This is a genomic window from Prosthecobacter sp. (genome assembly GCF_044373815.1).
Lineage (GTDB): Bacteria > Verrucomicrobiota > Verrucomicrobiia > Verrucomicrobiales > Verrucomicrobiaceae > Prosthecobacter.
The window spans coordinates 1-13,013 of record NZ_JBIPNG010000159.1 but is presented as its reverse complement, the minus strand read 5'-3'; the positions used below and the strand labels follow the sequence as shown (position 1 = coordinate 13,013).

Sequence of the window (13,013 nt, the reverse complement as noted above, 5' to 3'; positions counted from 1 at the left end):
CGGCAGCCACCAGCATTACACCCCGCAGCGCAGCAGCGGCTACAATTCCAACGTCCGCGTCAACGCCCCCGGCCTCCAGCAGCACTCAAACATCCAGATCCTGCCAAGGCATCGCTAAACAAGTTTAGACTGCACTGCAGTCAACTCACATCAGGCACCACAAAGGGGCAGGTCTCAATGACCTGCCCCTTCTCGCATTCCATACTTCAATCAAGCTTGTGAGAAAAGGTGACAATCTTATTGTTCAGCATCCATTCATCACACAGCTCAATCTAATCATACATCTCTTGAGCTCCCAGAGGGAGCAGAGAAAATAGCCGGTGGTGAAGCGAGGCTTGGCGAGCGAGAACCACCGGATCACGCATGCCACTCGCTCGTGCTCAAAATCGCCTGCCGGAGGTAGGCGAGAAGCATTCCGCCTCCCAGTACCAACGACAAGCCCACGCACGCTTCTCGCACACCTCCTCTGAACTCTCCATCAATCCGCACCCGCACGCACCGCCCCCACCTCCATAAACCCAGCGGGCGTAAACTCACGATCACCGAAACTAACGCCATGCTTCACGCTCGCTCCGTTCACCTCAGTCACGCTTCCCTGCCCTGCCCCGCTCACCGTGAGGTTCGCCGGCACGGCTTGCTTCTTGTCATTGGTGACCACCCGCGTCGTCTCAATCTTCCGCACCAGCTTCCCTGACGCACTGTACTTCTCCACACGCAGCGGCACATCACGCCGGCGATCCACCCACGTGCGCACGCTGCCATAATGAGAGCGCTCCCCCTTGCCAGGCTTCGACTCCAGCACGTCACAGCTCACACGATTCACCATCTCCGTGCCGACTATCGCCTGCTGCTTCCAAAGAAAGAAATTCTCCACCACATCGGCATAACTCAGGTCACTTCCCAGCAGCGCATCCTTCATCTGACTGCCATCAAGAGTCCGCACCGTGTTGGGCGGGATGAACACCGTCCCCATCGCGCCCCCATCACCCATCTTTCGCAGCAGCACCGCCTCCCCCGCCCGCTCCTTCGGCCATAGCACCTGATACACCACTTCGGTGCCCGCCCCGCTGCGTCGTTGCTTGATCTGCAGTTGCAGAGTGAACTTGCTTGCCCCCTGCACCTCCATCTTCAGCCGCACCACAGACGCGCCATCCTGCTGCATTGTCCCCAGTTTCGCAGCGAGTCCACTCGCAGCATCGTCAGCATAGGTGGCCACCACCAGGAGCAAAGGACAGATCAATCGAATAAAGGATTTCATAAATAGGTATTGGGTTAAAAATTCAGCCCTGCATCGCAAGACTCGGTGTCAGCCGCGAACTCCGCCACGCAGGATACAACCCGCTGACGACGCCCACTACCACGGCCAGGCAGACAGCCACCGCCATCAGTCCCACATTAAACTCCGGCTCCAGCATCCCGTGAATCGCAGGCAGCGTCTCCAGCACCTCCACACCAATGGTGCCGATAATCACACCCACAATGCCTCCTAGAAAACCCAGCAGCGCCGACTCCCACAAGATCATGCGAATCACGCGCCCCGGCTTCCAGCCAATGGCCAGCAGGATGCAGATCTCCTGCTTCCGTTCAAAGACCGTCATCAGCATCGTGTTCATGACCCCCAGCACCCCCACGATCACCGCCAGCAGCGAGGTCCCCCAGCTCATCGCGCTGATGAAACGAAACGCCTGGCTGTTGCCCAGATGCTCCCCCGCCACCATCGCTCGCGCCTCCGGGGCGGTGGCATTGATCTTCTCGCACAGCTCCTTCATCTCCTCCTCGCTCAGCCCCGGCGCGGCACGGATGTCGATCACATTGATCTTGCCCTCGTTGCCCGTGATGTTCTGAAACAGCGCCAGCGACAGAATCACCGATCCATTCTCCACCATCGCACCGCCATCCACGATGCCTGTGACGATCAGTTCCTTCGTTTCAAGCTGCAGCGGATCACCGACCTTCTTTTTCAGCGTCTCCGCTGCCGTCTGGCCCAGCACCACAGCGAGCTCCATGCCATCATGTGGCATGCGCCCGGAGATCAGCTTCAGGTTCTGCCAGGAAAAGCCGCCCCATTCACGCGCAGACACCACCATCATCGAGGCATCCTCCACGCTCGTCAGATCCGCATAGATGGAGCATGCCTCCACCACCTGCGGCAGTTTCGCGATCCGGTCGCGCACCTCGGAGCTGAACGGCTTCGGCGCCAGCGCGTTGCCCATGTTGCTCACCACGATGTCCGTGCCCCGCACCTTCATGCCCGTCGCCCAGCTCGCCTCAAAGCCGCGCGAGATGCCGACCAGCGCCACCACGGCGCCGATCCCGACGGAGATGCCCACAAGCGTCAGCCCGGTGCGCACAGGGCGTCGCAGCAGGCCGCGCACAACAATGGAAAAAAAGTTCATATCAAGCTGCGGATGCGGGTGTTTGTAGATCAGCCACGATCAGGCCGTCCTTCATCTGAATCGTTCGTGTGGCCATGCGCGCGATGTTGAGATCATGCGTCACCAGCACCAGCGTCATGTTTTGCTCACGCCGCAGCCGGATGATCAGCTCCAGAATGTGCTTCGAGTTTTCACTGTCCAGATTCCCCGTGGGTTCATCCGCCAGCAGCACCGCAGGACCATTCGCCAGACTGCGGGCGATGGCTACTCGCTGCTTTTCACCACCCGAAAGCTTCGCGGGAAAATGATCCAGCCGATGCCCCAGTCCCACGGATTTCAGTAGCTCCACCGCCCGCTCAGTTCGCGTGCTTGCAGGCCGGTCCGTTTCAAACATCGGCATCTGCACATTTTCCACCGCCGTGAAAGTCGGCAGCAGATGGAACGCCTGGAAAATGATGCCTATCTCGCGCGCACGATACGCCGAAGGATCAGGCATCTCCGCCATCGAACTGCCGCGATAGTGCAGTATCCCAGCACTCGGCACATCCAGCGCGCCCAGCATCTGGAGCAGCGTCGTCTTGCCGCAGCCGCTCGGGCCGATGATCACCACAAACTCCCCCTGCGTGATGCGAAAATTCACTCCCCGCAGCGCCTGCACCTGCCCGCCATCGTATTCCTTTTTCAATCCGCGCGCCTCGAAGACGAGCGCGGGTGATGCGGTGGCATGGGATTCTATTAAAGAGGCTGTCATGGTTTCTTGGGTAGGGCTGTCATTCATCGAACACCGGCCAGGATCTTCATCACCGCCCGCACCGTTTCCGGCTTCTCTGTGCAGCGGTGTGAGTAGGGCACGATGGTTTCCGAGGCCGCTCCATCCAGATGCGCGCTCCAGTACGGCACGATGCCGTCGCTGCTGTCACGACCGTCCACCGTACGGCGTGTGGCAATGATGGAGTGAAAAGGCACCTCCACCGGATGCCGCGCCAGCGCTCGTGCAAAGGGATGCTTCGCGGCCAGATTTTCCACACCTCCCACGCCCCATGCGTGAAAGTCACGTGACTCGGGATGAATGAAGGATGCCGGCAGCGCCATGAGTGCTTTCACCCGCTCCCCTGCCGTCTTCGGCAGAAACAGCGCCGTCCTCACCAGCGTCCGCAGCACTCTGTTGTCAGCCAGCACGCTGCCCTGATGCGGCGTGCTGATAAACACCACCGTGCCGATGTCACTCCGCCGCTTGAAAAAAAACGACTGCTGCAGCATGTGCCTCGTGTCTGCATCCACGGCTCCTTCCAGCCGCTCAGGGCTCACATCAAAAAATGCGCGCCAGAAATCCTCGCCGGAGTCAATGACCTGCATGCGCGCCAGCAGGCCTCCCATGCTGTGCCCCACCAGCACCATGCGGCCAAACCCGGCATTCTCCTGCCCTGCATCGAATCGACCTCGCGCCTGCGTCAGCAGCTCCCTGAGCCGTGCCGCTGAGGCTGGGATCGGCAGCTTGCTCGGATAGATGAAACACACCGGCTGAAAACGTCGGCGCAGGCCGGCATCAGCATACATCTCATTGACGCAGTTTTTCCAAACGTCCGGCCCTGCAAGCATGCCATGCACAAACACCACCGGCACCCGGCCCTTGTCATAGCGGCTGAGAAAAAACAACCGTGACGCATGCTCCCCCGAGGCCGATTTCACCTCTTCGCCCGCCCCTTTTTCATCCACTCGCAAATCCGTCAGCGTGCCTTGCAGTGCCGCCGTCAGGTTCTCCGCCAGCGGATGCGAATACCGGCCCACCGCGATCTCTGACACCGCCAGCGGATTGTAAAATCGCAGCCGTGCCTCCGCTGCATGCCCTGGCACATCCGGTGGAAACTCCAGCACCGCCGTGGCAGGCAGGCATTCACCATTCGGCGGATGAAACGGCTTCTGTGCGATCCGGGGATCATCCTGAGCCAGCACCACGGGCACGCCCAGGCCACCATGCTCCACCACCCTGTCAAATCCATGCAGTCTCACCTCAGCCGCTGGCCGACAATGCGCGAACTCCGCCAGCGCCAGCGTGCGTGTTGAACCAGATGTCTCAGGCGCATCAAACGTCAGACGCCATCCTCGCACACCACCGGTTTGCATCTCCTTCCCCCATGCCGCCGTTCCTTCCCGGCTGCGCAGACACTGCATCACCTGCGCCACGGCGTGGTCATACTTCAGCAGCGCCGTTTGCGCCGTCGCCGTGCCCGGCTTTTCATGCTGCATCACCAGCCACGCCTCGTGCGCTTCTTCCAAGCTCGCGCTCTGCATCCCCTGGCAGGCCGCCAGGTTGAATACAGACGCAATGACAATGACGAAGGAGAGCATACGCTTCATGTCTCTTTGGCATTCCTCTGCCATTGCGCGCCCACGCGCGGATCACCCAGACTGCGAATCACATCCAGCATCGCATGCCGGTAGCTCGGAAACGGTGCACGTTCGTCAGCAGTCTGCGGCAGGATCTCCTCCTTGCGGTGCGGCAGCTCAGAGTGCGGTATGCCCACATGCAGATGATGCACGCCATGATACGGCTCATGCAGCAGCGTGAAGGCCACCAGCCGCCCCGTCCAGCCCTCGGCCACGATGTGCCGCGTCGCGCTGTTCACCGTGTTCCCGGTCAGGCCCACATGCTCCACATACTTGCGCCAGCTTTGCAGGTTCCCCGTGATGAACGCCGGAGCGAAAAACATCCACCCAAAGTAATACCACACCTGCCAGTACGAAACCGCCGCGATGATGCCCATCCACACCACCACCATCAGCCCCAGTTCCATCCAGATGCGTCGCCGCACCTTCTGACTGCGGATCGGCGATCCAGCTCTGAGAAACGAGCGCAAAAACAAAAACGGCGTGTAGAACAATCCGCAGGTCAGTTCGAAGAACGCGACCAGCACCCGTCCCCACCGCGGCGCCTTCGTGAAAACAAACGGCCACAGCTCTTCATCACGCTCCGTGGCAAAGTGCGCATGATGCGTCTGATGCGCCGCACGGTACAGGCTGAAGCTCATGAAGCTGAAGATACCCAGCAGCACGCCATCAAATTCATTGAAGCGCCTGTTCTTCCGCAGCAGGCCATGCGTCGCCTCATGAAAGCCCACCGCCGCCCCATGCATGAAATGGCTCGCCACCAGCACCAGCGGCACAGCCCACCAAAGCGATACCCCGCTGTGCAGCACCGCCCACAGCCCGATTTCAGTAAACAGAAACAGAAACACCACGATCTGAAAAGCCGAGCGGCTCACCCAGTGCGGTTTGATGGAGGTCACATTATTCATCGCAGTGTAGTCATGAGAGCAGCAGTTAAAATCTCAGGCGACTGGCACACACCCGCGAGCACATCGAGATACATGCGCCCCACCTGCGCAATGTCGGCCAGTGAGAACTGATCTGCGTGAAACAGCCACGCGACCTCCATCGCCTCCCCTTCCTCATTGATCTCACACGCTAGGTTGAACCGCGCCGTCCCCGTGCTGCGCATGCGCAGTTGCAGAGACAGCCCCGGCACCGCCACATCAGGAATCGGATGATTCTGCAGCGCAAACCGCACCTCAAAAATCGGATTGTGTCCCGGCAGGGTCGCTCCTCCCAAAGCACGCACCAGTTCCGCAAACGGAATCGCATTTGCAAACGACTCCACCGTCGTCTCATGCACCGCATGCAGACTCTCGGCAAACGACCGCGTGCGATCAATCTGGCCGCGCAACGGCACAATGCCCGAGCAGTAGCCCATCGTCTCACGCGCCGCCTGCGTGCTGCGGTTCGCCACCGGCGTACCGACCACGATGTCATCCTGCCCCGTCCACTTTGACAGCGCGATTTGAAACGCCGTCAGCAGCGTGGTGAAAAGCGTCGCGCCATTGCGCCTCGCCAGTTCACGCACAGCACGGCCCAGTTCGCCAGACACCTGCGTCACACAGCGCTTCATCTCACCACTCACAGCGGTGTTCCAGAGCCGTGGTGCCCCAGCCAGATGCGTCCTCCAAAACTCCACCCGTGGTGCCAGCACCGCAGGCTGCCAGAAGGCACGCTCAGCAGCGCCCCACTGCGAATACGTCTGCGGCACCGGCGGCAGTGCGGCGTGATTTCCCCGCACCCCCTGCATGTAGGAGGCAAACAAGTCCTGCACAAACACCCCCAGCGTCCAGCCATCCGCAATCGCATGATGAATCACCAGCACCAGCACATGCTCATCCGCAGAGCGCCGAAACACCTCCGCGCGGTACAGCGGCCCCTGCACCAGATCAAACGGCCGGCTTGCAATCTCCCGCGCCAGTTCCTCGATCGCCTCTGGTTCACGCTGTTCCGGTGACAGCTCATGAAAGCGCAGCGCAGGCACAGCCGTCCGGCGGATCATCTGCATTGGCTGCGCCTTGCCTGGCAGAATCGAAAGCCTCAGCACCTCCTGCCGGTCCACCACCTTTTGCAGCGCCGCCTCGCTCCCTTGCGGCGTCAGCAGTCCGCGCACCTGAATCAGCGCGCAGATATTGTTCGACACATCAGCGGCTGGCACAGGCGCCGCTTCCCACAGCTCGCGCTGCGGAAAGCTCAGCGGCTGCAGACGGATCTCTCCGCTCGCCAGCCATTGCTTCAGGCGTGCTCGATTGTCTTCAGACATCAGGCTTGAGCTTTCAGCACCATAGGTTTGTCATCCGAGATGTCGGCATCATCCAGCAGCCGGTCGATTTCCTCATCCGTCAGCGCCTCCAGATCCACGTCATCCGTTGCCACGGGTTCCGCAGGCTCTGCGGGTGCTTGGGGTGCAGCCGCCGCTCCCATGTGTTCAGAAATCAGCGTCGCGATCTGCCCGATCGTGCGCGCACGCATCAGACTCGCCGGAGGCAGCGCCACTCCGATGGAGCTTTCGATCGAGTTCTCGATCTCCACCGCCATCAATGAATCAAGTCCCAAATCCGTCAGCGGCTGGTCAAAGCGCAGCCCCTCAGGTTTCACCCGCAGCACAGAGCCCACCACATCACGCACCGCCTGACCGATCACATCCGCACGCTCCGCAGGTGCGGCGGATTCAATCTTGCGCCGCCAGTCGCTCTTCGCACCGCTCGCTTCCGGAGCGTCCACACCGGCCGCATAGATGCGCTCCAGCAGAGGACTCTCCTGACTGCCACGGAATGACTGCCGCCATTTCGACCAGTCCACCCGCATCGCCATCGCCTGCGTGGCTCCGGCATTGAGATAAGATTCCGTCAAAAAGACCACCTCACGCGGAGACAGCGGCGTGGTGCCCTGACGCGCTAGGTATTCAGCCACGCGTTCATTGCGCGCCACATACCCTTCCCCGCCCAGTGCTCCCCAGTTGATCACCAGCGCCGGCAGCCCCATGGCCGCACGATGATGTGCCAGTGAATCCAGGAACGCATTCGCTGCAGCATAGTTCGCCTGCGCCGAATTTCCAAAAATGCTCGAGACAGACGAGAACATCACGAAGCAGTCCAGGCTCATGCCCAGCGTGCCTTCATGCAGCATCCACGCACCGTGCGCCTTCGGAGCCAGCACCGTACGCATCCGCTCGCGTGTCAGCGCCGCCATCGGCGCATCATCAATCACCATCGCCAGATGAAACACGCCTTTCAGCGGGATCTTCGTCGCAGCAATTTCCGCCAGCAGGCGATGGATGTCTTCCGGTGCGCCGGCATCTGCCAGCACCACCTTCACATCCACACCACGTGCACGCAGCTTCTCGAGGAAGGCTTCTGCCGCAGGTGTCGCAGGTCCGCTGCGGCTGCTCAGCACCAGATGCTTCGCGCCACAGTCGGCCAACCACTCAGCCAGCACCTTGCCAAATCCACCAAACCCACCGGTGATCAGGTAGCAGCCATCCGCCTTCACCGCAAAGGCTGGCGTCAGCGGCTCACCACGTCTCACCACAAACGGCTCGGGGAATGACACGATCACTTTGCCCGTGTGCCTGCCCTGCGCCATCAGGCGGAAGGCCACATCAATGCGGCACGCCGGGAAAGCACGGAACGGCAGCGCATGCAGCGCCTTCTTCTCCACCAGGTCGGCAATCGTTCCCAGCAACTCGCGCGTCTGCTCTTCGTCATCGCTGAAGATCGCATCCATTGCCACCACGTGGAATGAAGCGTTCTTCCGCAGATGCCACAGCGGGATGCGGCTGTTTTGATAAATGTCCCGTTTGCCGATCTCAATGAATCGGCCCGACTGCGCCAGACACGAGAGCCCCATCGGGATGGCTTCAGCAGCCAGTGCGTTCAGCACCACATGCACGCCTTTGCCATTCGTCAGCTCCATCACCGCCTCGGCAAAGTCGCCACGCCGTGAGTCGATCACATGCTTCACACCCAGCACCGTCAGCAGCGCACGCTTCGCCGGACTTCCCGCACTGGCGATCACTTCCGCACCCAGATGATGCGCGATCTGCACCGCCGCCATGCCCACGCCGCCCGCACCCGCATGAATCAGGATACGCTCACCCGCCTTCAGGTTCGCCGCCGTCTTCAGCGCATACCATGAAGTCATGAAGACCACCGGCAGTGTCGCCGCTTCTTCAAACGACAGCCCTTCAGGAATAACACGCACATCACCGGCTCGCGCCATCGAGTGCGTCGCCAGTCCAAACACCGCCAGGCCAAACACACGGTCGCCCGTTTTCACATGCGTCACACCGCTGCCCACTGCTTTCACGATCCCGGCCACTTCATCGCCAAAGACCCGCGCATCCGCCGTTTCAGCAGGATACAGCGCCAGCGCCTTCAGCACGTCGCGGAAATTCATCCCCGCCGCCTTCACCTCGATCACCACTTCACCCGCACCACACGGTGGCAGCGCAAAGGGCACCAGTTTCAGCGCATCCAGCAGACCGCGCTCACGCGACTCCAGCCGCAGCGGCACGCTCGCATCCAGCACTTGCTCACGCGATTGCAGTCCACGGCTGATGCGCCGCACATAGCGCGCCTCACCACGGTAGGCGATCTCGCGCTCCGCATCTTCCTGCTGCAGTTCAGTCCACAGCATCCCGTTGTCTGCGGCAGAAGCCTCAGGCGGCAGGTCAATGCCACGGCAGGTGTAGTTGCTGTGCTCATTGGCAATCACACGCATCAGGCCGATGGACGGCCCTTGCGCCAGCGCCACCTTGTTGTTCCGGCCAACAGCTTGGGCACCACGCGTCACCACATCGATCCGCAGCTTGGCCGCCGGATTCAGCAGTTCCAGCGCCTGCGTCAGGTGAAACAATCCATCCGTGCCCATCATCGCGGCATCCTTGCCAGCCACGGGTTCCTTCTCATCCAGACTCCACAGATAAACAAACCGCTCCGGCACTTCGTCCGCGCAGGCTTTCAGCAGCATCTGCCAGTCTTCCAGCGACTCCGCACGCAGGGCAAAGGCATCCGTGCCTTCCGGCTCAAAGGCATTACCACGATGCGCCACACGGCAGTTCACTCCGCTCGCACGCAGTTGCACAGCCAGCTCGTCTCCCAGCCCGCCTGCATCCGCCATCACAAGCCAAGATTTCTCCACCGGCACTTCCGCCAGCGCAGGCTCGGCATGCACCGGCTTGATCCATGGCTTGCGTGCCATCAGTCCAATCAAGCTTTCGCCGCCCTGAGAGCGGATCAAACCGGAGAGCGAAACCGTTTCGCTGAATCCCGTCTCACCCAGAACCTTCTGCCATTGCTCACGCTCCAGCAGCGGATGATTAGGCCGCAGATCACGGTCCGTGAAACGCCACCAGCCGCTCGTCAGTCCAAAGACCGCGTTCAGCCACAGATGCGGCGTCGCCACATCCACAAACATCAGGCTGCCACCGGGAACCAGCAGCTCATTGAGATTGCGCAGCGCGCTGCGCACATCGCTCACCGCATGGATCACATTCGTGCCAAGGATGATGTCAAACGAGCCAGCCTTGAACTCCTGCTCAGTGCCGGGCTTCTCCAGATCAAAGACCTGATACTCCACTTCAGCGAAGCTGTTCAGCTTCTGCTTCGCCGCAGGAAAGAAGGCCGGTGAGACATCGCTGAACACATAGGTATGCACCCCGCGCTCAAGTCCAGGCAGCACCTGAGATGCCAGTCCGCCCGTACCTGCACCGATCTCCAAGATACGCAGCCCGCGTCCTTCCGGAAGCTGGCGTGCCGCTTCACTCACCGCACCGGCCATCGCCGCCAGCCACGGACTCGTCACGAGTCCGTCGCCGTAAAACTGATCCAGCAAATCCGCACCACCGCTGGCAAACAAGACCTGCACCGCCTCCTTCTCACCGCGCATGATGGGGCCCAGCTCCGCACAGGTGGCGCCGCATATCAGCGCCTCCGGCAGATGGCCCGGATACAGGCCGATGCATGAACTCAGTAGAGCCACTGACGAATCCGCCGCCTTCGTGAAGGATGGTGTCGTCTCATATCCCGCACCCTTTTGGATCAGCAGCTTTTGCTTCACCAAATTGTTCATCAGCTGCACAAACGAGCGCTGCATCGAGTCGCTCACGCCGAGTGATTTCGCCGTGAATTCCCCCTCCGCGCCCATCGCACGCAGACCGCTCGCCACTTGCGCGGCGGTCAGTTCATCACCTGCTGCGCTTGCAGCATCCAGGTTGTTGCGTCCGCGCATGTCCAGCACTTCATCCAGCGCCAGTTGTGCGGCCTCATGCAGCCGGCTCAGTGCCACCGGGGCGGCAGCAGCGGGTTTGCTCCCCAGCGTGCGCTCCTCCCAGGCGATGTGATACGTCACATCCCGGCCCTTGCCGTTTTTACCGGTGCGGCGTGAACCTTCCACGCTGATCGCACGGAATCCGTCAATGCGCACACACGGCCTGCCCGCTTCGTCATACAAGTCGATGCCGCCTTCCACGAATTCATCATTCGCATCCTTCACGCCCGCACACACCCGGCTCGAAGCCCCCGGAGTGCGCAGAAACAAAATGCGCGCAAAACGCACCGGCAGCCGCAGTCCTGCCGTGCGACCTTCCACAGTCGCCGCACCTGCGGAGAAGATTTGCAGCGCGCCATCAAACAGCACCGGGTGCAACGGATACTCCGCCGCACGTGGTGCGATCGCAGCACTCAGCGCCACGCGTCCTGCCGACTTGCCGGCACTGGCAGACAGCTCACGAATCGGACGAAACTCCTCACCGTAGCGCAGTCCCATGTCACTCATGTGATCATAGAAAGTGTCCAGCCCCACCGCAGGAAGCTTGGACGTCTCACAGGTCGTAAGCGAAAAAGATGACTCCGTGCGTTCACCGCGCATCGCACCCACCACGTGCGTGGACCACGAGGCCCCGCTTTCAAACTTGCTCTGAATGGAGAACGTGCGCTCTGTCAGATCATACGTCAGTTCCATCAGCAGCCCGGATGGCGGGTCAGGCAAAATGAGAGGCTTGCGGATCTCAAAGTCTTCAATGACGAACGGTTTGCCCTCAAACAACTGCACCCCGGCTTCCAGTGCCATTTCCACAAAACCTGCGGCAGGAAAGATGATGAGATTTTCCACACGATGATCCTTCAGGAAAGCCATGTGCCGATTGTCCAGCCGTGTGATCCACGTCGGCGTGGATCGCGCGAGGCGGATGTCCAGCAATCCTTTGCCTCCGGGAGCCAGCCGTCCTTCACGCATCTCGGCAGATTCATTCCACCACCGGCTCTTGTCCCACGCATAAGTCGGCAGCGTCAGATGACGCCGCGATGGCGTCAGCGCCTTGAAGTCCAGCACCACTCCCGCCAGATGCAGATCCAGTGCGGTTTCCAGCAGAGACTCATGCTCGCGCTCACGGCGTGCCGAGGCCAGCACCGTGGCTTTGCCCCCATTGTCACCCAGGCATTCCTGCATGGAGCGCACCAGCGCAGGATGCGCGCCGATCTCCAGCCATACATCCGCACCAAATTCCGCCACCGCAGCAATCGCATTCGCAAATTCCACCGGCTGCCTCACACCGCGTGACCAATGGCCTGCATCACAAGAAGCACCACTCAGACGCTTGCCCGTCACCGTGCTGAAAAACGGCAGCTTTTCAGCCTGCGGTTTCAAATCGCTCAGTGCTGCCTTCAAAGCATCCGCAGCGGATTGCATCATCGCATGATGGAAGGGATGGCTCACCTGCAAAAAGCGCGCAAACACGCCCTTCACTTCCAGTTCGGCAGCGATCGCCTCCAGCGATGTCTTCAAGCCCGACAACGTCAGCGAACGCGGCCCGTTGAAGGCAGCGATGCTCACCGCACGGTCATGCTTGGCGATCACCGCCAGCGCTTCTTCCGGGCTCATGCCCACCGCCAGCATCGTTCCACCTGCAGCAGCGCATTCATCCATGAATCGCCCGCGCAGCACGATGATCTTCGCCGCTTGTTCCAGCGTGAGGATGCCCGCGATGCACGCTGCGGCCACTTCACCCACACTGTGCCCGACCACCGCCGCAGGCTGGATGCCCCAGGACTGCCACAGCGCCGCCAGTCCCATCTGCATGGCGAAAATCGCAGGCTGCGAAATCGCCGTTTGCTGCATCTTCGTTTCAGCCTCCGGACGGTTGAGTTCATCCATCAGGGAAAACTTCGCCCAGGGCTTCATCGCCTTGTCACAGGCTTCGATCATCATTTGAAACACCGGCTCATGCTTCATGAGCTCGCAGCCCATGCCCTGCCACTGTGGCCC

General features: G+C 61.0%; 7 protein-coding genes. All 7 read right to left on the bottom strand.

Annotated features, from left to right (window positions below):
- Positions 1-478: 478 nt before the first annotated feature.
- The 7 genes from ACIREA_RS14435 to ACIREA_RS14405 are packed head-to-tail and all read right to left on the bottom strand — an operon-like array spanning position 479 to position 12,980.
- Positions 479-1,258 (bottom strand): outer membrane lipoprotein-sorting protein, encoded by a 780-nt coding sequence (locus ACIREA_RS14435; protein WP_397382983.1) that lies wholly within the window; start codon positions 1,256-1,258, stop codon positions 479-481.
- Between the two features lie 22 nt (positions 1,259-1,280).
- Entirely contained in the window at positions 1,281-2,396 is a 1,116-nt protein-coding gene (locus ACIREA_RS14430; protein WP_397382982.1) for an ABC transporter permease, read from the bottom strand.
- A 1-nt stretch (position 2,397) separates the two neighbouring features.
- Complete coding sequence (locus ACIREA_RS14425; protein WP_397382981.1) at positions 2,398-3,126, bottom strand: ABC transporter ATP-binding protein; 729 nt, start codon at positions 3,124-3,126, stop codon at positions 2,398-2,400.
- A gap of 23 nt (positions 3,127-3,149) precedes the next feature.
- Positions 3,150-4,733 (bottom strand): esterase/lipase family protein, encoded by a 1,584-nt coding sequence (locus tag ACIREA_RS14420; RefSeq protein WP_397382980.1) that lies wholly within the window; start codon positions 4,731-4,733, stop codon positions 3,150-3,152.
- On the bottom strand, positions 4,730-5,662 hold the full coding sequence (locus tag ACIREA_RS14415) for a fatty acid desaturase family protein (protein WP_397382979.1): 933 nt from the start codon (positions 5,660-5,662) through the stop codon (positions 4,730-4,732). The genes ACIREA_RS14420 and ACIREA_RS14415 overlap by 4 nt, the downstream gene beginning before the upstream one ends.
- A gap of 5 nt (positions 5,663-5,667) precedes the next feature.
- Entirely contained in the window at positions 5,668-7,011 is a 1,344-nt protein-coding gene (locus ACIREA_RS14410) for a condensation domain-containing protein (protein ID WP_397382978.1), read from the bottom strand.
- Positions 7,011-12,980, bottom strand: a complete 5,970-nt coding sequence (locus ACIREA_RS14405; protein WP_397382976.1) for an SDR family NAD(P)-dependent oxidoreductase — start codon at positions 12,978-12,980, stop codon at positions 7,011-7,013. The genes ACIREA_RS14410 and ACIREA_RS14405 overlap by 1 nt, the downstream gene beginning before the upstream one ends.
- Positions 12,981-13,013 lie beyond the last annotated feature (33 nt).